Source organism: Psychrobacter sp. AT9 (genome assembly GCF_047272965.1).
In the GTDB taxonomy this organism is placed as follows: Bacteria; Pseudomonadota; Gammaproteobacteria; order Pseudomonadales; family Moraxellaceae; genus Psychrobacter; species Psychrobacter glaciei.
Genome location: NZ_JBKOTW010000001.1, coordinates 2,357,036 through 2,383,131 on the forward strand (window position 1 = coordinate 2,357,036; position 26,096 = coordinate 2,383,131).

General features: G+C 47.5%; 25 protein-coding genes. 19 read left to right on the plus strand and 6 right to left on the minus strand.

The window, feature by feature from the left end:
- The 11 genes from ACMFL8_RS09880 (at position 1) to ACMFL8_RS09930 (ending at position 7,984) form a co-directional block, all read left to right on the plus strand.
- Positions 1-1,491 (plus strand): DUF935 family protein, encoded by a 1,491-nt coding sequence (locus tag ACMFL8_RS09880; RefSeq protein WP_413190851.1) that lies wholly within the window; start codon positions 1-3, stop codon positions 1,489-1,491.
- Positions 1,484-2,359 carry a phage minor head protein gene (locus tag ACMFL8_RS09885; protein WP_413190852.1) on the plus strand — a complete coding sequence of 292 codons (876 nt, stop codon included), beginning with the start codon at positions 1,484-1,486 and terminating at the stop codon, positions 2,357-2,359. The genes ACMFL8_RS09880 and ACMFL8_RS09885 overlap by 8 nt, the downstream gene beginning before the upstream one ends.
- A 50-nt stretch (positions 2,360-2,409) precedes the next feature.
- The gene (locus ACMFL8_RS09890) at positions 2,410-2,712 is read left to right on the plus strand and encodes a hypothetical protein (RefSeq protein WP_413190853.1); all 303 of its coding nucleotides are present in this window, start codon (positions 2,410-2,412) and stop codon (positions 2,710-2,712) included.
- 323 nt (positions 2,713-3,035) lie between these two features.
- Positions 3,036-4,022, plus strand: a complete 987-nt coding sequence (locus ACMFL8_RS09895; RefSeq protein WP_413190854.1) for a hypothetical protein — start codon at positions 3,036-3,038, stop codon at positions 4,020-4,022.
- Positions 4,023-4,133: 111 nt separating this feature from the next.
- Positions 4,134-4,475, plus strand: a complete 342-nt coding sequence (locus ACMFL8_RS09900) for a hypothetical protein (protein ID WP_413190855.1) — start codon at positions 4,134-4,136, stop codon at positions 4,473-4,475.
- A gap of 70 nt (positions 4,476-4,545) precedes the next feature.
- Entirely contained in the window at positions 4,546-5,535 is a 990-nt protein-coding gene (locus ACMFL8_RS09905; protein ID WP_413190856.1) for a major capsid protein, read from the plus strand.
- 13 nt (positions 5,536-5,548) lie between these two features.
- Positions 5,549-6,037, plus strand: a complete 489-nt coding sequence (locus ACMFL8_RS09910) for a phage protein Gp36 family protein (RefSeq protein WP_413190857.1) — start codon at positions 5,549-5,551, stop codon at positions 6,035-6,037.
- A gap of 2 nt (positions 6,038-6,039) precedes the next feature.
- Positions 6,040-6,489, plus strand: coding sequence for a phage virion morphogenesis protein (locus ACMFL8_RS09915; RefSeq protein ID WP_413190858.1), 450 nt, complete (start codon positions 6,040-6,042; stop codon positions 6,487-6,489).
- Entirely contained in the window at positions 6,482-6,955 is a 474-nt protein-coding gene (locus ACMFL8_RS09920; RefSeq protein ID WP_413190859.1) for a hypothetical protein, read from the plus strand. Before ACMFL8_RS09915 ends, ACMFL8_RS09920 begins: the two co-directional genes overlap by 8 nt.
- A gap of 12 nt (positions 6,956-6,967) precedes the next feature.
- Positions 6,968-7,177, plus strand: a complete 210-nt coding sequence (locus ACMFL8_RS09925; RefSeq protein ID WP_413190860.1) for a hypothetical protein — start codon at positions 6,968-6,970, stop codon at positions 7,175-7,177.
- A 66-nt stretch (positions 7,178-7,243) separates the two neighbouring features.
- On the plus strand, positions 7,244-7,984 hold the full coding sequence (locus tag ACMFL8_RS09930; RefSeq protein ID WP_413190861.1) for a hypothetical protein: 741 nt from the start codon (positions 7,244-7,246) through the stop codon (positions 7,982-7,984).
- Positions 7,985-8,071: 87 nt separating this feature from the next.
- On the opposite strand, the gene ACMFL8_RS09935 is transcribed toward ACMFL8_RS09930, so the two are convergent.
- Positions 8,072-8,263: a hypothetical protein gene (locus ACMFL8_RS09935; protein ID WP_413190862.1), complete on the minus strand. Its 192-nt coding sequence runs from the start codon at positions 8,261-8,263 to the stop codon at positions 8,072-8,074.
- A gap of 1 nt (position 8,264) precedes the next feature.
- Positions 8,265-8,819 (minus strand): Rha family transcriptional regulator, encoded by a 555-nt coding sequence (locus tag ACMFL8_RS09940; RefSeq protein WP_413190863.1) that lies wholly within the window; start codon positions 8,817-8,819, stop codon positions 8,265-8,267.
- A gap of 387 nt (positions 8,820-9,206) precedes the next feature.
- Between ACMFL8_RS09940 and ACMFL8_RS09945 the strand changes: the two genes are divergently transcribed.
- From ACMFL8_RS09945 to ACMFL8_RS09980, 8 genes are all read left to right on the plus strand, one after another.
- Complete coding sequence (locus ACMFL8_RS09945; RefSeq protein ID WP_413190864.1) at positions 9,207-9,812, plus strand: hypothetical protein; 606 nt, start codon at positions 9,207-9,209, stop codon at positions 9,810-9,812.
- 83 nt (positions 9,813-9,895) lie between these two features.
- Entirely contained in the window at positions 9,896-13,285 is a 3,390-nt protein-coding gene (locus ACMFL8_RS09950; RefSeq protein ID WP_413190865.1) for a tape measure protein, read from the plus strand.
- Positions 13,282-13,683, plus strand: coding sequence for a hypothetical protein (locus ACMFL8_RS09955; protein WP_413190866.1), 402 nt, complete (start codon positions 13,282-13,284; stop codon positions 13,681-13,683). The genes ACMFL8_RS09950 and ACMFL8_RS09955 overlap by 4 nt, the downstream gene beginning before the upstream one ends.
- A 43-nt stretch (positions 13,684-13,726) precedes the next feature.
- A complete protein-coding gene (locus ACMFL8_RS09960) occupies positions 13,727-17,371 on the plus strand; it encodes a hypothetical protein (protein ID WP_413190867.1) in 3,645 nt (1,214 codons plus the stop codon).
- Positions 17,372-17,381: 10 nt separating this feature from the next.
- Positions 17,382-18,287, plus strand: a complete 906-nt coding sequence (locus ACMFL8_RS09965) for a hypothetical protein (RefSeq protein ID WP_413190868.1) — start codon at positions 17,382-17,384, stop codon at positions 18,285-18,287.
- Position 18,288: 1 nt separating this feature from the next.
- Complete coding sequence (locus ACMFL8_RS09970; RefSeq protein WP_413190869.1) at positions 18,289-18,621, plus strand: hypothetical protein; 333 nt, start codon at positions 18,289-18,291, stop codon at positions 18,619-18,621.
- A 17-nt stretch (positions 18,622-18,638) separates the two neighbouring features.
- Positions 18,639-20,726 carry a hypothetical protein gene (locus tag ACMFL8_RS09975; RefSeq protein ID WP_413190870.1) on the plus strand — a complete coding sequence of 696 codons (2,088 nt, stop codon included), beginning with the start codon at positions 18,639-18,641 and terminating at the stop codon, positions 20,724-20,726.
- A 9-nt stretch (positions 20,727-20,735) separates the two neighbouring features.
- Complete coding sequence (locus ACMFL8_RS09980; RefSeq protein ID WP_413190871.1) at positions 20,736-20,963, plus strand: hypothetical protein; 228 nt, start codon at positions 20,736-20,738, stop codon at positions 20,961-20,963.
- Between the two features lie 228 nt (positions 20,964-21,191).
- Here ACMFL8_RS09980 and ACMFL8_RS09985 read toward each other — a convergent pair whose 3' ends face one another.
- The 4 genes from ACMFL8_RS09985 to ACMFL8_RS10000 all read right to left on the minus strand — a co-directional run bounded on the left by ACMFL8_RS09985 (position 21,192) and on the right by ACMFL8_RS10000 (position 26,029).
- Positions 21,192-21,602 carry a DUF2177 family protein gene (locus ACMFL8_RS09985; RefSeq protein WP_010200017.1) on the minus strand — a complete coding sequence of 137 codons (411 nt, stop codon included), beginning with the start codon at positions 21,600-21,602 and terminating at the stop codon, positions 21,192-21,194.
- Positions 21,603-21,678: 76 nt separating this feature from the next.
- Positions 21,679-23,073, minus strand: a complete 1,395-nt coding sequence (locus ACMFL8_RS09990; RefSeq protein ID WP_413190872.1) for a class I SAM-dependent methyltransferase — start codon at positions 23,071-23,073, stop codon at positions 21,679-21,681.
- 132 nt (positions 23,074-23,205) lie between these two features.
- Positions 23,206-24,249, minus strand: a complete 1,044-nt coding sequence (locus ACMFL8_RS09995) for a DUF1365 domain-containing protein (protein WP_413190873.1) — start codon at positions 24,247-24,249, stop codon at positions 23,206-23,208.
- Positions 24,250-24,265: 16 nt separating this feature from the next.
- Positions 24,266-26,029 carry an NAD(P)/FAD-dependent oxidoreductase gene (locus ACMFL8_RS10000; RefSeq protein WP_413190874.1) on the minus strand — a complete coding sequence of 588 codons (1,764 nt, stop codon included), beginning with the start codon at positions 26,027-26,029 and terminating at the stop codon, positions 24,266-24,268.
- Positions 26,030-26,096: the final 67 nt, after the last annotated feature.

The window sequence follows — 26,096 nt, forward strand, 5'->3', positions numbered from 1 at the left end:
ATGTTTGGCATAAAACCCAAAAAGCAAAAGGTTGACCAAAAGACGCTTTATGTCGCTTTTGATACTGCGCTTGAAAGCAGCGACGCTGTCAGTGCCGACGTACTACTACAAGAGACCGGCAAGACCCGTCAAGAGCTGCTCGATGCGGTCATGGCAGACGATGAGGTTATCAGCTGCCGCGAGGATATCGAAGGCGCTATCAGTGCTGCTGCGTGGCGAATTTGGGGCGAAGACGTCAATGAAGATGTGGTCAATAGGCTTTATCGCATCATACGCCGCTTGCATAATGACTTTGCCGCGCTTGCTATCCTTGCCAAGTTTAACGGTTATGCCGTCGCTGAATACGTGTTTAAAAAAGAGCCTGACGGATTTTTGACACTGCACAGTCTATTGTCCAAAGATGGCGAGCTGGATAATTACACGCCCATGCGTGATGGATCGATGCAGCTCAAAACCGAAGAAGATAGCATTGAGATCAATCAAATTATTAAGTACCTGGTACTTACTAGCAAGGCCGTTCCCGCGCGCCCTGCTGGTGAGCTGATGATTGTCCGTGCCTATCCTGCCGTGGCGCTGCGTCGCCGTGAGTGGGCGTATGCTGGGCAGTTTATCGCGCGTTACTCTCAGCCCTATGTCGTCGGCACACAAGGCGCTGATGGCGTCTTTGGCACAACGCTTGGCGATTTTACCAGTAAGATATTTAGCTTTATCAATGGTGGCGCTGCCGGTATCGGTAAAGATGACAAGATCGAGATGCACCAGCTGTCAGGTGACGGCTCAGCGTTTGAATTATTTGAGCGCCTCGCTAACAGACGTATCCAAAAGCTGCTATTAGGCCGCGTCAAGACCAGCGAGCTATCAGCAGGCAGTCGAGCGGCTCAAGAGACCGATGATGAGGCACGCCAAGACCGCGTAATGTCATATCTTGGGCTGATGACCCGTGGTATACAGCACGCCATCGATGCCATTATCGCGGTCAATCAAGCGTGGGGTCTGCCGATTAATGCCCCGCAAGGCATTTGGTTTGAATATCCTATCGTCAAAAAATTCAGCAAAGATGAGGCAGAGATTGACGCGAAATACGTCAGCACGGGTCAAGTAAGGCTGACTAAACAGCGACTGCTCAATGTCGGCTACGAAGAGTCTGAGTTTGAGATTATCGATAATGCGGTACCAGTACTGACACCCGTACCGACGACGCAGCAAATCCTTGACCAGCTCTCACTGCAATACAAACTCTCGCAGAATCTGCCAACCATTATCACTGACCCTGCGACTGCCGACGATATCGAGCAAGAGCGTCAGCTCATGCAGCCCAAGATTGATGCGATGCAAGCACTGGTAGACGACTGCAAAGATTACAGCGAGTTTGAGCGAAAACTATCTGAGCTGCAACTACCCGATGACGGGGTCGTCGCTGACCTTGCTGATGCACTGACCGCGACATTTATCAATGCTTTGGTCGATGATAAGGACAACAAAGATGCCTGATGCTTATACCGATGCCAACTTTGATATCTTGCCAAATAAAGAAGCCATCGCTGCCTTTAACGCCAAGATGATCGGCTCAAGCTTTAGTTATCTGGATGTGCTCGCTCATGAGCACGCTGTCGCCTTTACCGTCGCCAAGATGATGGACATGGATATGCTGTCTGAAACCAAAGACGCTATCAGCGCGGCACTAGAAAATGGCACAGACTTTCGCGACTTTCAAAAGCGCCTAAAGCCGTATCTGATGTCAAAGGGCTGGTGGGGTGAGCAAGTCATGAGCGACCCTATCGATGGCTCAATCCAAAAAGTACAGCTGGGCAGTACTCGCAGACTGCGCACGATATATCAGACCAATTTGCACACAGCATACGCGGCTGGGCAATGGGAACGTATCCAGCAGTCCAAAGACGCACTGCCATACCTGCAATATATGCCGTCACTTGCCACGCGCAAACGTGACGACCATAAGCAGTACTACGGCATCATCAGACCTATTGACGACCCAATCTGGCAGCAGATACTACCGCCAAACGGCTATGGCTGTCTGTGTTGGGTCAAGCAGCTGACGCGCAAACAAGCGGAACGCGCTGGCGGTGTGACCGAAGATAAAGACGTCGAATATGAGGAAGTCGAAAACCCGCGCACTGGTGAGAAGGAGCAAGTGCCGACTGGCATCAGCTTAAGCTTTGCACATAATCATGCCAATCGGCTTGGCTCGCTACTGAACATCGCTGAAGAGAAGCACGGGCGTGACTTTCGAGCGCAGCTCATACCACAGCTCGCGGATTATATGCAGCGGCTGCTAGAGGCTGGACTGGTCGATATGATAAAAGATGATCCGCGCTTTGCAGCGTTGTTGCCAGAGTAAGATAGATGGTTTATATTGGACTGAATGAAACGGGTTAAGAGTGCATGGTTATGGTTAAGGCGCAATTAAAATCTAAAGAGCTTGAGCGTTGGCATTCATCAAAAGACATGTACATGATGAGTTATGATAATATACTTGACGAAGTGTTAGAGGTGCTCAATGGCTTTGTTGATTCAAGAAATAAAAGCCCATCACTAATTACTATTAACCAAGATTTTGAAAATACACTGAATTGTCATCATCAGCTTTATAGCTTCACAAGTGATTTCAACCCTAAGCATAAACCCAAAACAATTTTAAGTGTGCCACTGAAATTTAAACGTAATCCTGACTATGATTATGTGGCTGAATAATAAAACCTAACCAAAACCCAAAACCCCGCCCTAAAAAGTGGGTTTTTTTGTGCCTGTCGTTTATGTGCCTCTTACTTGCCATTGCAATAGCGTTTAACACCCGTTTAACGTCTCGACTGTGACGCGCAGATGCCAAAGTCCTACCCTTATGCGAATAATCCCTCTATGACCGCTTAAATCGCAAATAACAGCCATTTGTTTTTTATGGGTGATTACCTGAACCGCATCATCTAACCATATTTAATGCCGCTCATCATAATGAGACTTTATCGACACTCTTTATTTTACGTTGTCGTGATTTTACTCATTAGCTGGACGTCATTATGCCAAAAGACCACAAAAAGCCAAATATCTATCTGCTCTCTGAAGTCAATGTCGCTGATGCCCCTGCTGATGCCGACAAATCATTGCCGCGCAAGTTTAGTGGTGTCGCAAACTCTGGCAAGCCGTTTAATCACTATGGCGAAATGGTCGTCGTTGACTTAACGGACATCCAATACAAGTCAAACGTCCCCGCGCTATTGCTGCATGACCGTGCCCAACGTGCCGGATTTGGTACGCTCAGCGTCACAAATAATCAATTGCTCATCGATGGCACGTTGCTAGATAACCAGTTCGGACGCGAAGTCGCTGAAGAGTCGGATGCTGGATTCCCGTGGCAGATGTCAGCGCACATCAACGCCAACAGCATCCATGAGCTGGGTCAAAACGAGACCGCGACCGTCAATGGGCAAACCGTCACTGGCCCGATGGTCATCCTAAAAAATTGCAGCGTCTCTGAAATCTCGTTTACCCCAACTGGCGTAGACAACGAAACCTCTGCTGTCGCGCTTGGCGATGATGGCAGCGCCCAAACAACCAACTCTCAACCCAATACGCAAAAGGACACCACCATGACTCCTGAAGAAATCGCAGCACTACAAAAGCTTGCCGCTGACCAAGCTGAAGAGATTAAGACTCTTAAAGAAGAAAAAGCCGAGCTTGAGAAAGAAAAAGCCGAAGCGGAAGCCGAAGCAAAAGCCGCTGCTATCGATGCGCAATTATCACAAGCGGGCTTTACCAAGACTGAAGACGGCAAAGCGTGGAATGGTGTCGGTACAGCGACGGTCAATATGCTGTTGTCTGCCAGTCCTGAAGATGCCAAAGCGATGATCGGTGATCTGCGTGCGCCAAATACGCAAGATAATGTGCCTGAGTATCTACTAGGTGAGCAGCACAAGCCCAGTAACGGTCAAGAGCGTCAGCTGTCTAGCAATCCGATGCTAGCCAATGCTGAAGCACGCGCCGCCGAGGCAAAAAACTATATCTAATTAACGCATGGCAGGCGCTGGCAAACGTCCAGCGTCTTTGATGGCTTAAACGATTAATCACTTAAACAATAAATTTATCGAACCCTATTTATCGAACCCTAGGAGCACCCCATGCCCAATGAACATTACGTCACGATTGGCGATATCTTAAAGTCCGAAGCGGATCGCAGCAATCGCATCGCTATCCCTGCCGCTGTCGGCACCAAGACCGGTCAGATGGTCAAATATGAAGAGCGCAATGAATATTTATTCGCGTTGACCGACGAGATCAACGGCGAAGTACTGGTACAACCGCATAACTGCACTGTGTTTTTGGGCAGTATTCCACAAGCCAATATCGACACGACGTTTACCGACGAAGAAGGTCTGGTACCACTGACAGTCGCCACGCTAAAAACCCAAGGCGACTTGTACGGTATTAAGTATATCGGCACGCCAATGGCTAGCGCTTAAGCGCTAGTTAAACCCAATATAAAACTGATTTAACGACCCTTTAACGCAAGCCAAAACCTAGGAATTATTTATGCCTTTATCCAATAACAGTGAGTATGGCGTTGTGCCTATGACCGAGGCAATTAACAAGTTACCTGCCAATCCCACCATTATCCGCGAGCTTGGACTGTTCAAGCCGCAGTACGAAACCACGACCTCTGTCGCTGTGGAATCCAAAAACGGTGTGTTGTCACTGGTCAGTGCTGTGCCTCGTGGTACGCCTGGTGATCCTGTGGCAACCAAGCTTGGCAATCGTCAAGTCTTTGAGATGTTGCATCTGCCTAAGAGTGATATCGTCCGCGCTGACGATGTGCAAAACGTGCGCACCTTCGGCGGTGGCAACAAAGCGCAAACGGTCGCTGAAAAGGTCAACGACAAGCTTGCAGATATGAAGTCTGACATCGAATACACCCGCGAGCATCTCATGCTTGGTGCGCTATCAGGCAAGATTTTGAACGCTAATGGCGACCCTATTATCGATATCTATGAGCGCTTTGGGTTAACTCGCCAATCCATCAACTGGAACTTATCGGCTACCAACGGCAATGTTGGATCAATGATTGATTCAGCCGTACGCAATTTAAGCAAAAAACGTGGTGGTGAGCCAGTCAATGGCTGGATCGTGCTGTGCTCTCCAACGTTTATGGATGCTGTGATTTATCACAAAACCGTGACGGCCATCTATGAGCGTTACCAAGAAGGCTCTGCCTATCGTAGCGGCGATACGAGCGTCGGCTTTGAGCATAAAAAATTGAAGTTTATTAACTACGATCATGTGTTTGACTCGGGTCTGCAAATCACAGAAGGCGAAGCGATTATTTTGCCAGCCGGTACCAAGAACACGTTTAAAGAGTTCTTTGCCCCTGCGGATATGTCGTCTACGGTCAACACCAAGGCGCTACCGTACTACGCCAGTCGTGAAAAGCTAGATCATGACAAAGGCTGGAGTCTTGAGGCGCAATCTAACCCATTGCCATTGTTGCTACGTCCTGAGCTGGTCGCTACGCTAAAAATGACCTAAACGCTTAAACTCCTTGACTGGCAATGCTGGTCAAGGACGTTTTACCCAAATTCTTACACAAGAGATAGCGATGATAACCCTACAAGACTTAATCAACCGCTTTGGTGAGACCGAAATAGCAAAGCTGACAGACAGAGTGAGTTATCAAGTGATTGATGCAGCTGTCGCGGCAACCGCTATCAAAGACGCGGAAGGCGAAGTCGCAGGGTATCTGCGTGCTGCTGGCTTAGTCAGCAAAGACGCTTTGGGTAATGTCGTTTATCGTAATGGCGCTGATCTACCCTCTGATTTAGCACTGCATACGTGCAATATTGCTCGCTACAACCTGTACGACAATGGCGTCACTGAAACGGTCGAAAAGCGCTATGACGATGCGATCAAGTGGCTCGACAAGGTCAAAAAAGACCCAACGATGCTTACTGGGCCTATCGCTGAGCTGCCAACGGCGAGCGGTGGTATCAGCGTCATACCAAATCCGGTACCGAATATTTATCAGGACTGATTATGCAAATCAACGTTAACAGTCAATTACCAGAGCTTGCCGATCAAGTCGGTGAGATTTATATCAAGCTGGGTGGCGACCTAACGCCACTGATGCGCGGTGTGGCTAGTGTCATTGAAAACAGCAGCCGCGATAGGTTTCGCACCAAGACCGCGCCCGATGGCTCAACTTGGGCAGACCTAAAACCGTCTACGCTCAAGGCTAAAAAAGGCCGTGGCAGCAAAATGGTTGAGTATGGCGACTTGATGCGCTCTATCACCAGCTACGCCAATAGCTCCTCGGCGGCAGTCGGTACAGATAGACCGTATGCCAAGTATCACCAAACGGGCACCAAAAACAGCGACGGCTCTGAACGTATGGAAGCCCGTCCGATATTTGGCATATCAGTCGATGACCGTACCGACGTGCTGGACTTAATGAACGACTTTATGGCAGGAGTAGTCAATGGCTAATGTACCGGCATGGAACGACAACGCCTTGGCGTGCTATCCATATGTGCTTGAGCGTTTACGGGAAGTATCGCAAGTTAAACGTGTGCTAGAAGCTGCTGACTTTGCAGCCATTAGCGGTGCTCAGCGTAAGCAAGTCCCGCTCGATGGTGCGGTCTATCTCATCTTGGACGGTTATACGCCAACCGCCAGCAATGGCAAAGGACGTGAGCAGCTGATTGAGATTGGCTTTAGTGTGATATTGACCAAGCAGCAATTTACGCCAAACCCTGCGTCGGATGATGTCGGCAAGACGCTGACCGCGCTATCAAAAGCGCTACAAGGTTTTGATCCAAGCGATGAACAAGGCCGTGCGTTGGTGACTGATCCATTCGAGTCGCGTCCACCACTGCCGATCCAATACGAAGATGGCTTTGCATTTTTTCCGCTGCGCTTCACTGCTGAAGTGGCCATACTTTCTGATAATTAATAGGTGTCTGCTATGTTTAAAAATTTAACTTTGGCGGACGCCCTGAAAAAAGCACTGATGCTAATAGCGCAAGCAGTTGAGCGCTGCCATCAATTATTATTTACTGTCAATAAGGACAATACCATGTGGTCATCTAATATTTTGGACTATCCCGCGCATTGGTTGTTTATCGCACACAATTCGCGCAATAACCGTCGCACAAAGGCCAAACGCAAAAAGTAGTTAACCCTTAATTAATAACCCTTTAAACCTATATTAAGCAGCATTTAAACGACAAGGAATACGATCATGGCACAACGAGGTAAGAAGTACAGCGGCGACTTGTTCGCTCGCAAATGGGGCACCGCCGATGGATTTATCATGGTTGGCAACGTCACTGAGCTGACGACTAGTAAAGATTCTGACAGCGACCAACTGACCAGCACTGGTCGCGGCGAATACGGCGAAGTCATCGAAAACGAAAGCATCCCTGGTGCCACCGAACTGGCTATCAAGTTTAATACTTTTGATAAGACGGCGATGGCGCGAGTCATGATGGGTGAAGCGATTGACCTATCGACCACGCCTGTTGTATTTACGGATGAGCCGCTGACCGTCGGTCTGAATTGGCTAAAGCTTGCCCATCGTGATATCGATGAGACGCAGCTGGTGTTGACTGATTCGACCGATGTCGTCATTGATGCCAGTACTTATAAGGTCAACCCTCGCTTGGGTATGATCCAGTTTACGGCTGATAGCACGTTGGAAGTGGGTGCAGTCATTACATATAGCGGCTCAACAGTTGGCTCAGCAGGCTATCAAATCGATGCAAACACGCTGACGTCTTTACCGCTTGAGATGTATTTGGATGGCAAAGACCGTATCTCTGGTCAAGATGGCATCTTGGACATGCCACACGCTGACTTGTCTAGTGATAGCGATATCAACTGGTTTAGCGACGACTGGTGGGAAGGTGGTTTATCAGGGCCGCTCATCAAAGATACAGGCAAGCCAACGATGCGCTTTACTGAGTACAAACTCGCGCCGTAAGTCTGATGAAGCAGTGCTTGTAATGATAAAAAGGGACACCATTTGGCGTCCCTTTTTTATGTCATAAAATATAAAATCAGCCAGTGATTAGGCGGCAATGCTACGCTCCAAGCCATCCAATGCTGCTTGCAACTGCTTGACGCTGTCATTAATCGTGTCGGCATAGTCAATAATATGATATTGCTTATCGACTTCGTTTTGCGCGGCAAAGGCTAGCGACTGCATAAACTGGATGCGGTGTAGCATGGTGTAGGCAGTATCTAAATGCTGACGTGACATATTACACCTCCAGCGTGAGTTGTGCCGGTTGCGGCTCGTTGGCGATATCATAGCCAAGCGCTTGCATATTACGGATGTAAGTATTGACCGTGCTATTGGCGCGATCAATCAGCCGTGCGACCTCTGATGTGCCCAAGCCCATATGCTTATAGTGGATGATGTCAGCCCAAGCAGGACGCGCCCGTAGTAGCTCATCTTTTAGGGCTTGGTTTTGTGCTTGCATGATCTGATAGCTGTCGGTTGAGACGACTCGCTCTAGCTCTTGCCACCGCTTGACGATCATCGCGGTAAAGTGCGGGCACAGTTGAGCGACGACTGTGATGCTGTCGAGCTTGCCTTGTTCGCCTGTAAAGACGTAGGCCGTAGTGCGTTGAGTTCGATTGATTGTGTCTTTAAAAGACGTTTCCTCCATTGGAGGTAACGTCATGACACCTTGGTCTACAAGGCGCTCGATAGTGCGTTTAACGTTGTCATGTCGTGCAGAAACGATATCGGCTATTTGTAAACTGGTCATGGATTGGATATTACTTGCAGGGGTTACAAAGGTGATGTTCATGGGTAATTCCTAGTTGATTGATTTCTAAGTCCACCCTAAAATTAGGGCGCCGGGAGGTTAGAAAACCGCAACTAGACGGCCGGAGTTATTTCCACTAAGGTATTGTATTCCTCGCCCTCCCGACATAGAGGGTCTTTGACGGCTAAATGATACCACGATTGGTAAAATTTAGGCATAAAAATACCGCTGGTCTGTCGGGAGCGATGTTCCGCTAGTTGTTAAGGTTTCTAAGCCTCTGCGAGTATACTAACCAACGATAGAATTGATTACAAGCTAAATAAGCATTTAATTGTGCATAAGTGTTATAACAGCAAATTATACAAATTTTGTTTACTGGTCTTTTTTGTTATATGATGCTCTAAACAACATACTTTATTGGGGGTTATTATGAAACGATTGGCAGTGGTTGCCCTGTGTTTGGCGTTGGTTGGGTGTGGCGGTGATGATGACATAGAGCCTATCCGAGATGCGTTAGATCGCCCCGGCGTTCCTAGTACTGGCGGTGGTAGCAGCGGCGGTAATGGCAACCCTTCTACACCTACGCCTGATAGCGATAGCTTGTGGGAGTATGAGCAAACTGAGTTTTCTAGGTTTGCGAGAATAAAATCAACGAACACTGTCCCTACAGCTAATGGATCTAACGACGCTATTATGCAGGTTGAGCTGCAAAAATATACTACGGCATTAGGTGAAGTCATAACTTATCTGCGTATCACGGTATTTTTCGCAGAGACCGATTGTGATGTGTCTTGCAATATTCGCATAAAGAAAAACGGTAGCGCAGGAGGGGTTTATACCGCGCAAGAGTTCGTCGAGCGCGTATTCACGAACGACAGCTTTAGCGCCCGTGACTTGCGTAGCTTAATCAAAGACGTGACCGTCTCAAGTAATGCCTCTATCACCGTGCCACTAACAAAAATTACCCCAGAGTCACCGACTGAAGGAGAGTTCTTATTTAACTTTAGTGGTTATGACACGAAGTTTATGCGCTGAGCACTAACTACCTGAACCGCATCATCTAACCGATAAACAGCCAATACGTAACAATGACCCTAGTAATTTACTAGGGTTTTTTTATGGCCAATCGCTTAGATACTGAGCTGCTCATCACCGCTGGTGTGGACGGCTTACAGCATATCGACAAGCTTATAGCAAAGATTGAAGCGGCTGGCGGTGATACCGAGCAGCTCCGTGATGCTGCTCGTCGATTGAATAGCGAATGGGATGACTTATCGGCTGAAGAGCAAGCGTCGCGTCTACGTGACCTCGGTAACGCTGCCAATGCTGGCGCGGACGATTTAGGGTTGTTAAGACGCCGCACAGATGAGGCAAACGACTCAACCGATAGACTGGGCAAAGGTGTCGATGGCGTCAAAGGTGCGCTCAATGGTTTAAAAGGCTTGATAGCCACATTGGGTATATCAGTTGGTGCGACAGAGCTGCTAGAGATGGCAGACTCTTACAAAACCCTAGAGGCTAAAATCAGACTGGCAACTGGCGAAGGCGTTAATTTTATTAATGGCTTTAACGGTGTAAAAGAAATCGCCGATGCAACCTTTACTAGCATTGAAGATACAGGCGAGCTATTTGCTCGTATCAGCCGCGCTGGCAAAGAGATGAACCTCGCCCAGCAAGATGTATTGTCTGTTACCAAAACGATTAATGAGGCGATACAGCTATCAGGCGGTAGCGCAGAATCTAATCAAGCGGCGATTACTCAGCTTATCCAAGGCCTGCAATCAGGTGTCGTACGCGGCGAAGAGTTCAACTCCATTATGGAGCAGTCACCACGCCTCGCGCGCGCGATGGCTGATGGCTTGGGCGTCACGCTTGGACAACTGCGTGCTATGGCTGCTGAAGGCAAGCTGACATCTGAGGTCGTCATCAATTCGGTGCAGTCACAAGGCGAAGCCATACAGTCTGAATTTGATCAGATGCCGCTAACTATTGCCAACTCATTAACTCAGTTAAAAAACAATTTCTTAGGCTTCGTTGGTGATATTGATAAGCAGCTCAATTCATCAGGCGGTGTGTCGTCTATCATCCAGCAAATGGCAACCAGTCTGGATGAAATCGACCCTGCCACTGTCGATGCGGTCAAAGAGGCGTTTACTCAGCTTGGCGAAGTCGCTCAAATATTGGCAACCAGTGTATTTACGGTAACAGACAATTTGGGTGACGTCTGGAATGCCTTTGATGGTACGACTGCCGCTGGCGAAAAGGTTGGACTATTAACCAAGATAGTTCAAGAGCTGTCTATCTTTATCGGTCATATTTCTGACGGCTTAAAGGGTTTGCAGATTGTTGCTGATTTAGCATGGGGTGGAATGCTTAAAGGTATCAGCTTGCTGCTTGCCGCTTATGCCAAGCTAACAGGCGGCAGTACTGATGCCGCTGATGCCATGATGGCAAAAGGCGATGAGATGGTCGCCCGTGCCAAAAAGAACGCACTAGAGTTTGAGTCATCCGCTAAAGCTGCTGCTGATAACGCTGCCAAGACACATCAAGAAAGACTGGATGAAACGGCTGTCAAGTCGCGTCAAGTCTACGAGCAGATGGCTGCTGATGGCACAGCATCCGCTGGCAAGATACAAGAAGCTTATATCAGAGCCGCGCTGGACGCAATCAAAGCGAATGGCGATGTCGTCGATGCAAGACTAGAGGCTGAGCTTGCTGAGCAAGGCTTGCAAGCTGAAATTAGCGAAACTGGCAGAGTCACCATTAGTGCGATGGCTGACCAAAAAGACGCTATGGATAATGTCTCCAGCGCTTCTGCTGAGTTGAATGAAAAAATAAGCAAGTCGTCAGAAGCCTTTAAGACATTAGGGCTAGATACTGAGTATTTTGCAAACGGTATGGATAGCAAGGTTACAGCCTCGTTGTCTGCATTTAGCGAAGTGGCGAAAATCGCAGGTGACGATACCGCTATGCTAGCTCGTGCCTATGGCGCTGCCGCTGAAAAGATCGGCACCAATGCCCAAGCGCAAGCCTTGCTACAACAGGAGTTGCTTGCATCGGTCAACGGTAACAGCCAGTTGGCAGCCGAGGTCAAGCGCGTCGCCATCGAGCAGCGTAATGCCAAAAGCGCAGCAGATGAGCAAGCTGCTGCACTGTCGCGCCTTGGTATCAGTATGGATGCTGTCAATAACGCCATGAGTGCGTCAGGGCTTGAGATGGTTACCACGCTCAGAAGTGGTGTCGCGGCTATCAAAGAGCAAGCGACCAGCGCCGATGCTCTAAAAGTCGCCCTAACGCAAGCGCTAGATACATCGATATCAGCGGCCAAGACCAAGGCCGACTTTGAAGCAATCAATCAAACGCTAAGAGATGCTGGTGTCGCAGGCAAAGTCAATGCTGACCAGATGAAGATACTACAAGCTGGTATGCAAGGTGGCGCAACTGCGGCCAAAGTCGCAGCTGACGCGATTGCCGCACAAACCAACGTCCTATCTGCCAACACCTTAGCCAATACTTATAGCAGTAATGCTAGCAACGATAATGCCAATGCCAAAGACAAACAGGCTGCCGCTGCCAAAGCCGCCGCCGATGCTGAAGCAGCAGCGTCTGCAAAAACAGTCTATGCCGTCGGTGACGCCCAACAAGCCATGCAGCAATATATTGATGAGATAAGCAATCGCATCGCCAAGATGTCAGAGCTGGGCGCAACTGAAGAGCAAGTCGGACTCATCCAAGCCAAGTTTTATAAAGACATGGAACGGCACACTGGCAGCTGGGAACGACTATCAGCAGGCGCTGACACATTATCAGGCGAAATATTCAAACAAGAGCAACGCTTTATCGATGCGCGTGCGGCTGCCGTCGATATGACCGCTGCCCTTGGCGGTGCCGAAGTGACCAGCACCGAGTTATCAAAAGCGCAGCGCGTGCTATCACAAGCCACGACCACCACGATTGATGGCCTGATACGCATGGATCAAGCGACACTCGACAACCTGCAAGACGCTATCAATAAAACCAAAGAAAAAATGACAGACCTCGCTGAAGAGGCAAAAGCCACCGCTCGACAGCTCGAAGGTGAGCTGGCCAAAATCCGAGGTGACGACAGCAAAGCGCTTGAGATTGAGCAAACCAAAGACCTCAAAAAGCTTGAGGACTTGCTACGAGACGCACGCAAACGTGGCAATACTGAAGAGATTAAGTACTACAACGAAGCATTAAATCTGCAAAAAGAAATCAACAAAGAAGAGCGCAGAGCCGCTGCCAAGGCTGAAGAAGAAAAGCGTGCACGCGAAGCGGAAAAGCAAAGCAGCTCTACATCCACACCGCAATCATCTACTCGTCAATCTAATAGCGGTACACCAAGCAGTGCGGGCAGTAATACCAGTGCCGTTGAAATCGTAGATGCTTTGGACGCACGCATCAAACGCGAACGTGATGAAGCTGCAAAATTGGCAGTTGAGCAACTAATGAAACAACTAAAAGATGAGGCTAAGAGACGCACATGAGCTGGCAACTAAAACGCAATGACAATCAAACCACCCTTAGTCTACACAGCCAGTACTGGTGGTCGGATGAGTATGGGTGGTCGTCACTCAAGCAGTCAGATCCCGTCTACACGCTGAGCGGTGCGATGGATATCCAGCAAGGCACGATGCTCGCTGCTCGTCCGATTACGCTAGACAGCACTCATGCACGCTTGCATCGTGCTGACGTGCAGCTACTACAAGGCTGGGCGTCGGTGCCAGAGATGACAATGACGCTGACGCATCCTGATGGTCGCACGTTTAACGTCATGTTTGCTGCAACCGCATTGACCGACATTGTCGATATTAAAGGCTATCGACCGGCTGACCAATCACCCGATGACCCGTTTACTGCGAATATCAATTTACTGACCGTTTAAAACACGATTAATACCCTATTAAAAGCAGCTCAAAGGACTAAAAATGGCAACTCCAGAAACCAAGATTAACCGATTCGACTTACAGTTTTTCCCGTCCGAGCGCTTAACCGACAATGACGATGGCGGCGGCATGCCATTGGGCACACCTATATCTGGCGAGGCCAACGAGCTGTTCAACCCTATCTCATCTATTGCGCGGGTTAACGGCGGGTTTTATCTGCGCCTCGTCTATGCAGGTGTGCTACGTGCTGATGATGAGCCTTTGATTGGCTCGTTTGCAGCTATCACTAAGCCGCCCTCTGATCCAACGGTCAGCTATCTATTGTCCCGCGCCAACAAGTTTGGTGAGCTACGCCATGAGTCGCTTGATCGTATCGAAGCTTATAACGTTGCCACGATTGAGTCGCGGATGCTACTGCTATCGACACAGAGTATAAACAGCCGTCTTATCCAAGCCTACCAGCGCGTTGGCGAGCCATTACCTGTCGTTGGTGATGTCTATTGCTTGCGCCAAGATAAAGCGGGCTTCCCTAAGGCTGAGCAGTATGTGCAAGTCACGCGCGTGACCTCTGAAGATCGTGAGTTTACGGTGCAAGGTAACGCTAATAAGGATTTTCTGCGTACGGTTATCAAAATGGAGATCAGTAGTAAGTTAAAAGCTGACTTTATCGGTAGTGATTATCCTGGCGAGAGTTACGTTGATAATCCGACCAAAATCCGCGAAGTATCCGTCGCTGACGCCGCACAGTATTACGGCGTCAAGCCACTTGCTGCGCCTATTACCAAAGACGAAATCACACTACAAATCCCAACGCTCATGGAAAAGATTGTACCGACCAATCAGGTTGAAGTACGTCTAAGCGATCTCACAGCAGCAGGTCAGCGCCAAACGCTGCTTGATGGCAGTAAGGCGGGCGCTGACGGACTTATCAATTTGCGCATCGCTAAGTCACACAGTACGGGATCAACGACATCACTATACACGGGCAATGCTATCACGCCGGGCAGTCTGGTCATCGATACCGCCGCAGGCCAAGTCAAAGACAAAGGCGCAGCGCTCATGTTGGGCGAGGTTGTCATTGGCAACGTCAATCATGCGGCTGGCGAAGTAACAATTAACGGCACGAGCTTTAGTGGCTATATTACGTCGCTAGACTTTCGCCCTGCTGGTCGTGAGCTGCAAGTTGGTGATACCGCAAGCACGCCGGTCACGATCAACAATCGCTCATACATTTGGTCACGTAATATCAATCCGCCACCAGCACCGGGTAGCTTACTCGTCAGTTATCGCGCTCAAGGCCGCTGGTATGACTTGCGCGATAGCGGCGATGGCGTACTACGCGGCGCATCAGCAGCGCATGGCTCTGGCAGTATTAACTTTGTGACTGGTAGTGTCGAGATCAGCACAGGCGAGTTGCCAGATGTTGGCTCATCACTGCTATACACATGGGGTGGTCGCGCTCGCTACTTTAACCGCACTAGCAGTTCGACCAGCGCCAAGATGCTGCTGACACTTATTCAACCTGCTGTCCCAGAATCGCTATCGCTGACGTGGAATGACGGTACAGCAAAGACCGCAGTCAGTGACGCGCGTGGCAACATCACAGGTGATTGGACGGGTAAGTACAACGCCAAGACTCGTGAGATACGTATCGATACGGGCGCTAATTTTAATCATCCAGCGGGCGCGCTTGATATCACTGTGCAGTACAGCACCGGCACGGTACAAACATCTGATATCGCACTATCTAAGCGTGATGGCGCAGGCAAAGTATCTTTTACTATTGCAGATTTTTTACCGGGTACGGTGCAGATTGGCTATAACTTAAAAACGCCGCTTGGTTATCACGTTACCGATCCAGGCGATGACATCAATACATTGCCAACCACTGTCACAGATGACGGTCAGGGCAACTTAATCAACGCTGATAATCAGATAGTGGGCACACTCGACTATGTCACGGGCGCAGGCTCTTTTGATCCGTCGCTGACACGCAATCTTGGCAAGCCAGTTTATACGTACAGTCATGAGACTGTGCAGGTATTTACGGGTGTCAATGTGGTGACGACACAGCTAAAGCCCATGGCTTTTTTAGATCATTATGAGTATGAAAGTGTCGTGATGACATTGCCGGATAATATTACGACACCGGCATCTCTCAGCTGTTTTGATAATTCTGGTGAGGCAGCATCGTTGGCACCAACACTATCTAGCGGCCCTATTGAGATAGACTTGTTGCCCAATTACGCTGAGGTTATCACCCCGTCATCGGTCAACTTTAACTGGGCGGGCAAAAACTATTTTGACCGTGAGGGGCGTTTATATACTGACCTCAACCCTAGCACTGGTGCTGCTACTGCGGTCGGTGACATCGACTATCAGTCTGGTCGCGCAACATTAAATAGCTGGGTCTGGGTTAATGCAAATCCGACGGTGCTCAAGTCATTACTGACAAGTCTAACTGGCAATCCTGTCGATCAAGTGACATTCCGCACCCCATCTGCACCATTACGTCCAGACAGTCTCAATGTTTGGGCAACCGCAGTTGATGGTACGCGCATATCAGCCATCGCTAATGTTCAAGGTAAGGTAACGGCTGCCAATATTGAGGGCGTCGTCGATGTTGAATACGGCGTCGCTAGCGTCCAGTTTGGTGCTTATGTCACTGCTGCTGGTAAAGAGTCCGAGCCTTGGTATAACGCTGATGCGGTCACAACTGACGGTAAGATTTGGCAGCCAAAGCAAGTCTTTGCGGAGACGATAACTTATAACGCAACATCGTACAGCTATCTACCAATCGACAGTAACGTCGTCAAAATCGACACCGTGCGACTACCACAAGATGGACGTATTCCGATCTTTAGACGCGGCGATACCATCATCATCGGCAACCGCCAAACGACTGATATCGGATCAGCACACACAGGCGGTCAAACCGTCACGCTACCACGCAACGACGTCACACGCATTGCCGTCAGTGACGCTGACGACAAGCCCGTAAATGCCGAGCTGTGGGATTACGATCTTGCTGCCGGTACAGTCACATGGAAAACCCCACTTGACCTATCAGACTATAAGACGCCGCTTAAGGTGATGCACGCCCAAGAAGAGCGCAACCGCATTATCCAAGCGGACATCGATGGCACGCTCACGCTACTGTTTGCGATGCGTCGTAGTTATTCGATTGCTGATACTTATGTGTCTAGTGTACTTATTGGCGGCGATCTACAAGTGCGCGTTTCGATACCGTTTACTCAAAAGTCATGGAACAACGTCTGGCTTGACACGCCTGTTGGTGACCAGACGCTCAATAAGCTTAATCTTAAAGATTATCCAATGATCCTAACGGATGATGGCGCGATCAAAGAGCGCTGGATGATCCGTATGACAGGCACAAATCAGTTTGAGCTGTACGGTGAGACACTAGGATTTGTCAAACGTGGCGATACATTGACTGACCTTGCACCACTTAACCCCGCCACGAGCAAGCCGTATTTTACGTTGCCAAAACAAGCCTTTGGTGCCGATGCGCCGTGGTCAGTACAAGATATTATCCGCTTTAACACATGGGGCACACTGCTGCCGATATTAGTACTGTGCGCTGTGCAACCAAACCCAAACCCACCCATGGGCACTGATGGTTATACGATGTGTTTGTATGGTGATACCACTGAAATTATAGTTTAAGGAGAGAGAGATGAGTTTTTTAAATCCAGTATCAGAGCCAGTAAAGCGATTTAGTAGTACCGATGCTGATGCCCCACAAATCAACTATAACGCTCGCGTGGCAGGTGATGTTAAAACAGTTCTTAAGGCATGCCTTGTCACTGGTTATGGTGCAACAGCAAGTGCAGGTTGGACTGTAGCTAATGAGACTGCAACCGTTGCTGAGTTTGTTAGTCCGTCAGCTGCTATGAGTGACTATAGGTTAGGGGTTGATGATACAAGTACATCTAGTACAACTTGGTATTATCAGTATCAAAATGCAATAGTTAATCCGTCATACAATTCTCCTGGCAAAAGTTTTGCTAACGTTGACAAGACTCACGCAAGCAATGGCTGGCAGTTATTTATTACCAGCCTAGGCATTGTATTTGTCGAGATAGTTTATCATACGGCGGTTGGCAAGTTATCAACTCGAATTACATATATCGGTCAAGTTAAGTCAGCACTGAACAATACATCCGGTAAAAACATAATGTTTTTTAATGTTGGGCATAGTGCCACTATAGGTATTATTAATTACTTTTTTAATTCAACATCCTACATTCACTTAAATTTAGAAACAAACACACTAACACACATAAGCTCTGCAACCGCTAACGCACTGTCAGCAGCTACATACAAATTAGATACATCTTTGGTTGATTTAGTAAGTCCTATTTATTTGTCTAATTCAACTAAAGATTGTTTAATCGGTGAGTTGCCGCCATTTTTGTCGAAACTGGTTAATAAATCTAGTAATCTGTATGGCGTGAGTGATTTTACGCTTGATGGAAGAGGCGTAGTAAGTGTTTGCGCGGGATTTGCAAACGCGACAGCGGCGACAGCGAATGAGCGAAGTTTTACGATGTTAATACGCACAGATTATTGGGAGTATTGATATGCAAGTAATAGCAAAGACTTATACATCCCTATCGCTGCAATATTACGGGTATATAGCTGGTGCTAACGACGGTATTGTAACAGTCGCAGGTAAGCCTGAATCACGTAGAATATGGCTTCTAAACGCACAATCTTTAGCTATTGAGCAAGTTGTTACGTCCTTAAATAATGGTCATTATATTTTTCTAGGTCTTGATCCTGCTAGAAAATATCTAGTCTTGTTACGTGACTACAAAAAAGAGTATGAGCCGTTTGTCTGGGACGATGTAACCGCAGCGGACGACTTAACGATTGATGAGCAAGTGGCACTACAAGAATCTTGGCAAACCTAAAATAAAAAGAGGTAATTATGTCTAACTCGTTACCTCTTTTGCTTGAGCGTGCAATAAGTAGCTCGCGGCTGTCTAGTGCGCTAGAGTTGCCGCTTGACCGTAAATTGGGCGACTTTAGCCGCTACACGTATGTCTATGCCGATGCGCTACCGCTACGCATGGAGCGACGGATTAGCGAGCAGCCAGCGCCTAATGCGCTAAGTTTAGCATTGAGTCAACCGCTTGGCACGCTTGCACCTGTGATGTATGTGACATCAAACGCCTTGCCATTGCCGATGTCTATACTGATATCTGAGCAGCCAGCAGCCAACGTATTGCCGCTGAGTATGAGCCGTAAGCTGGGTACGATATTTGGTGCGCCAGTTATTGTGCCGCCTGTTGATCCGACTGACCCAACAGACCCGGTTGAGCCTGAGCCACCCGAATACGCGCCACCAATGACGGCGCTGGCATCTTACATCAGCAGTGTGATTACAGGTATCCACAATATCAATCAGTGCCGCGACTGGCATCATAATGGGCGCGATGTCGCTAATGACCGCGCTGTCATGCGTACAGACGTTGTCAACATTGCACAGCGCTACGCAATGCAGATGCGCGGCCTAATACCGATTGCTAATGATGTATTTACGCTGACATCAAGAGTGTTTGAGCTAGCACGCGACGCACGCATTAGTTATATCGCATTTATACCGATCTACAATGAGCGTCAGTTTAAACATAGCTCAACAATCGGCTATACGCAATGTGTTAAAGCTCACAGCGCAAAAGTAGCGCATTATCGCAACTGCAAGACTCTACCGCTGCAACCAGTGGTTAATTTTACGGCCAGCGCAGGCCATAAAGTGCATGGCGTCAGTATTGATAAGTGTCAAAGTACTAAGATTCAACACGCGGTACAAGTGCCAGACCGTTATTATCCGATACCTGAACCACCGCCAGTTAAACCGCCTAACGTCTGTCGCATCAGACCACCTAGCAGCCAATTACCATTGCGCATGTCACGTCAGCGACGCGGCTTATTATCAAGTAATCTGCCGCTATCACTGACGTGTTGGCATGATGATCCGCCGCTATCTATACCAAATTTAAGGAGTTACATCGTGCATAACGTCATTACAGCGACAATCGGCGGCATTGCAGTCGATTTACTGTCATTTAATATCAAAACTGACATGGATAGCTATTGTTGGCAAGGTAATATCGACATCACAGCCAAGGATTATGACAAAATTAAGCATAAGCTGGATGTACCGCGTGGATCAGAGCCGATGGTTATCGCTGTTGTTAATGGCAAGCCACTTGCGTTTATTGCAGAGGAGCAGCAACGCAGCCGCAAGTTTGCACAAAAGAGCTATAGCTTGTCTGGGCGCTCTATTACAGCGCGTCTCGGCGCAGATTATGCAGCCTCGCAAGGCGGACTAATTAACCAGGCGAGTTATGTTAGCCAAATTGTCGCGCAGCAGCTCAACGGGCTATCTATTAGTCTTCTAGATTGGGGTATTAACGACTGGTTAGTGCCTGCTGACGCATATAGCGTCGCTAACAAGACGCCAATCGCTGTTATTGCGGACATTGCTGCTGCGGGCGGCGGCTTTGTCACGAGCGACCCATCACAAGCGACATTATCAGTCAAGCCACGTTGGCCTGTTGCTGCTTGGCAGCTTGCAAGTGCCACACCTGACGTCATAGTGCCGCTTGACGTTATTAGCGACATCAGCGATAAGAGACGCACCAATCCGCGCTATAACACGGTTCTATTAAACAGTGCCAGCGAAGGTGGTGAGGTTTACAGACAAACACAAGGGCGTGATGCTTCTGCGCCAACCCAAGATCATGCGCTGTACACGGATAGAGATGCTATTGTGCCCGCAGGCACTGCATTACTGTCCGATAGCGGTACGCATGGCGATTACACGCTTAGGATGCGTTGGGCGGATAAATACAATGTGCAACTGGCAGAGTTAGGCGATATTTGGCAGATTAACGACCCAGAGGGCGCATGGCGTGGTGTTACTACGGGTGTAAGTGTCAGTATTGACCAGAGTAATGATGCGCCTACGGTATGGCAAACAGTCACTATTGACCGCTATTTGGACGTATAGGAGTCACAGATGAATCTATTAAGTCAGTTTGACCAACTATTCAGCCGTACTGAGCGAGGCGTTGCAAGGGTGACAGGACAGCGCGGCGGAGGTAAGTTGGTAGCTGAAACAGAGTCAGGGGCGACTATATTGCTTGGTGGTGAGATGGAGACAGGCAAGAAGATCTATTATGACCGTGTGAGCAGCAAAGTCCTTGGTGAAGCACCTGACGTGCCTTACTCACAATACCCCGTTTAACTAGCATTTAAAGTCTGTATAATCGTAAGCGTTTAATTGTGCATAGGTATGCAGTATTAAACGCTTTTTACATTTTAAGTTATGCAAAACTAAATGCTTATTTATGCAAAACTAATCGCCGTTTTACAATATGGTAATTATATATCTACTGTCTTTTATATATACCCTTTTAGTGACCTAATAAATTTGGACTGTATTTTAGAGAAATAGGATGTATATAAATGATGGTTAGCTCAACCAATGAAAACGGTACGCCAGCCAAGCAACGATAGCGCTCACTGAGCCAGTTAAAATTCCGCCCCACGCAAAATCTACTAACGCGGTATCTAAAGTAAAGCCTTTATACAAAGCTAAGTTGGTAAAGTCATAAGTTCCATATGCCATCAGTCCTATCAGACCACCCAGTAAGAAAATATGACCAACAGACGCTCCTGCCTTGATTTGCGGATACAGAACCAATATACAGAGTGCCAATATATAAAACATATAAAACACGCCAGCGGCCATCATATTTGGCTCATCAGCCAATAGATGACCAATACGTGACTCATAAAAAGCCCCTTTCATGGTCGTAAGCCAAACCGCATCAACGCCCAAAAATATGACAACAGCAGCCAGATAGATAAATACGTAAGCCATAATAATATCCTTTTATAAGGGTTGCTCAGCATTAGACGCTTTTGCACCAACACGCAACCTCAGGTCAAACAATGCGTTAAGCGGATACCTTGTCTGCCGCTGGCAAATCAGAAAAATGCAGCGTATCGATGTTATTTGGTTTGACCGCTGTTACCTGTACCACGCCGATGGTGCGCTCCAAAAACCCGCCTTCACAGTAGCAGAAATAAAACTCCCACAAGCGGATAAAGGCTTCATCGTAACCAAGTGCTTTGATTTCGTCGCGCTGCGCCATAAACGCTGTGCGCCAATCTCGCAGTGTATATGCATAATCAAAACCATAGTCATGCAATTGTTTGATAACCATATCGGTCTGCTCAGTAAACTGGGTATTGAGCTCTTGGTTGGACAACAGACAACCACCTGGGAAAATATGGGTCTGGATAAAGTCGACCGAATCGATATAATCTTGATAGTTCTGATCATTAAAGGTAATCGCTTGCAGCACCATCAGCCCTGTTGGCTTAAGCAAGCTATTACACTTAGCAAAAAACGTCGGCAAGAATTCATGCCCGACCGCTTCAATCATCTCGATACTGACCAATTTGTCATACTGCCCTGTCAGCTCACGATAATCCTGCTTGAGAAGGGTAATTTTATCGGACAGTCCGGCAGCTTCGACCCGCTGCTGCGCCTCGTTATACTGCGCATCTGAAATGGTCGTTGTCGTTATATGACAGCCGTAATGCTTGGCGGCATAAATAGCGAAACCGCCCCAGCCAGTACCGATTTCAATGACATGGTCGTCAGCACTCAGTTGTAGACGCTGACAGATAAGCGCCAGCTTATGCTGCTGGGCATCGCTCAGTGTGGTATCAGGCGACTGATATACTGCCGACGAATACATCATGGTATCGTCTAAAAACCGCTCATACATATCATTGCCCAAATCATAATGCGCTAAGATATTGGATTTTGAGCCAGATTTATCATTACTACGCAGTCGGTGCTTGGCTTTTTCAAAAGTTTTGCTGACCGCAGCGAAGCGGTTTTCTAACTGGTTAAGCACGGCTAAGTTGCGCGCTGCCAACCGAATCAGGCCAGTCAGATCGTCCGTATCCCACTCACCATTGATATAACTGTCCGCTAGGGCAATCGAGCCACCAAATAACAACTGGCGATAGACAGCACTGTCATGAATCATCAAAGTCACATTTAAAGGATGGCGACCTACTGCTGAGCTGCTCATCCCTTCAGCGGCTTTGCTACCAAAGCTTTGCTCTTTAGGCGCGTGCTCATCGAATGCTTCGATCAACGTAATACTGCCGAACTGCACGTGCTTTAACGCGCGAAAGATTAACTTTCTTGCCAAATGATTAATACGGTCATTGACTGGTCGCAATACAGCACTGTCATTAACGGTTTTATTAATACGTGCGGTAAATTTTCCTAATGTCGAAGCTGGATTTCTGTTGGTCGGTCGTGCTGACATCGTCTACTTATCCTTATTTAAAGGCCTTATGTATGGACATTAGGCTCTTGAAGTCGCGTGGCTTAATTCTGAAACTTGATTTCAATTCTGTACTGAGTTTTACATTTATACTGAATGTTAACTTTGCGCTGGTTAAACACTGTCTTTTTTATTAGCCGCTTGCTGCTGTTTGCTATCGGCTAGCTTTTCATCATAATTAATATAAGGCACTTTTTTAATCGCATAGAGCTTAAAAGCATGCCAGTAAATACGCGTTAACGACGTCATATTCATCAGCGGATTTTTGCGCAAGCTATCACGCACCGTTGCCTCGGTCATTGGTACACCAGACATTTTTATTCCAGTCTTTAGCACCTCTCCCCGCTCGTCGCTAATATCGATGGCAATGCGTACTTGTAAGCAGTTATCTGGCTGTTGTTTAACCTTAACTTGCCAGCGATAGAGCTGGTCGATAGGATTAAATGGCGAGACATGAAAGTCTTTGTCATGGCAGAATTCGGTATCCGTTCCATCTAATGGGAATCCATAATAGTGACGTTTATTCCATGGTGTATTAGAGACTTCAGCCAATAAATGCGTTGGCTGTTGCTGCTCATTGAAACCCAGATAAAAATTCACGGGGCTAAAGTATATGCCTACATTGCGGCAAACGACCAAACCCAGCATGTCACCACTTGGCGCGCTACCAGCATGGGTCATAAAAGCCTGATGTAGTCTTTGCTCAAGGTCTTGGTAGCCAGTTAAATTAGCTACTCTATTGTTAGATTTTTCACTGGTTTTAGCGTTTACATCGAGCGATTTTTTGGCATCATTTGGATTATTGTTTTCACTTAGGCTATTTGGCTCTTGCGAACTTAATTCTTGTGATATGCCTTGTAAATAATCATCAGGATAAAACTGCTGTAATGCCTTTTTTCCTGTGGAAAATAATGGCAGTCCTTTTAAGCGCTTACGTTTACCAAAGCCTGCTGTATCGACTTTAGGAAGCGCCTGCCCTGCTGCTAACGCGCTAATATTGACACCCCAATAGCGATACGGATACACAAAATTATGCACATTTGGCAGTAGCCGACTGTGCCACGTAGTCCCATGAAATAACTGGTGCGGCAAGCTGTCAGAGGTACAAGGTAACTCATGCTCTGGCATTGCGTGATATGGATGCGCTGGGGTCGTCATAAGACTCTCTTTTATTTCACTCATTACTATGCTGCTTGGTACTATGTTGCTTAGTACTATGCTGTTCGGCTTTACGTCGACCAAATAAGCCACGTTTTTTCTTTTGTGTCGAGTCAATAGCGGCAGACTGTAAACGGTGAACGTAATCAACCAACTCCTGATTGGTCGTTGCCGTCACTACCTGACGCTTCGTCAGTTTGCGCGAATTTTTATCCGCTTTTACTGGCAAGTCTTTGTAACGAAACGGCGTGTGTGCGCTATCACTATCCGGCAAGTGACTTGGATCGACTTCATCTTTTATATTAATCGTATGGCCGAGCGCTTGGCAAACTCTTAGACCACTGCGCACGCCATCTTCATGAAAACCATTGAACCAATACGCGCCGCAAAAATGCGTATGGAGACCACTGCCAGAGATGTCTGACCAGTTACTTTGAGCATCAATCATCGCTAGATCAAACACGGGGTGGCTGTAATCAATGCGTTTAACAACCTGCCTATCGTCAATATTTTCATTAGCTGCAGTTGGATTCAGTGTGACCAAATAATTATGCTTTTTGGTCAAGCGTTGCAGAATATTCATATGATAAGTGAGTACAGGTTTTGAGGCTGCCTCTACGCGCTCAGTCTTTGTAGAATCAGTCTTATCGTCTATCAGATAATTCCAGCTTGCCCACGCTAGAGGTTTTTTGGGCAACACTTGGGTATCGGTATGCAGGACAGCCGTATTTTTGGTAAAGCGGAAATGACTCAACACGTCAGCTTCATCGGTACTGGCATCTTTTAGAATTTTGAGCGCGGTATCTGCATGACAAGCAAAGATAACGTCATCAAACACAAGGTTTTCGATACTGTTATTAGCATTATCTTTGTTCTGAACCGTCAATAATACTTTATCATCATCACGAGCCACAGACTGTACCGGAGTATTGACTCTTACCTTGCCGCCTGCTTTAACGAAGCGAGGAATCAATTTATTAACATATTGTTTAGAGCCACCTTTGATGGTGAACCATTGCGGGCGGTTAACCACATCGAGCAGGCCGTGATTGTCAAAAAACTGGGCGAAAAACACCAATGGGAAATCTTGTACTTCGTCCAAACTGGTTGACCAAATAGCAGACACCATCGGCAGTAGATAGTTATCGGTAAACAGCTGACCATAGCGTTTTTGCGCTAGATAATCGCCCAATGTTTGCGCAGTAAAGCCGCTGACATCTTGCTCCTGTGTGCGTGCCGCATCATAATCTTGACGCAGCTGCTTGATATGCTTATTAAACTGTAGGATATCTTTGATAAATTGCCAAAATTTAGGGTTAAGGACATTTTTGCGCTGCGATAATAATGTGTTGAGCGTGTGACCGTTATACTCAAAATGGCGAGCGGTATTTTTTACTGAAAAGCTCATATCCGTTGCTTGAAACGGCACTTGTAACTCATGAAGCAAGCGAAAAAAGTTGGGATAAGTACGCTCGTTAAAGACAATAAAGCCGGTATCTATCGCGCTGTTTTCTACTTTACTGTTCTTTGCTTTTTTGCCATCTTGTAACGTCACATCGATGGTGTTTACATGCCCACCAATATAATCATTGGCTTCAAATATCGTCACATCATGCTCTGCTATCAGATAATGAGCACAAGTCAGTCCTGACACCCCCGATCCGATAATAGCGATACGCTTTTTCACGGGCACATTAGCTGAATCTTTAGAGGCATTAAGTTGTTTTTTATTGGTTGACACTGTATTCGTACTAGCACGCTTACGACGATTGAACAGCATAAAAGCATTCCTTTCTATATTATTTTTGCTATTTTTAGATAAGCGATATTTTATAAATCTCAAAGTC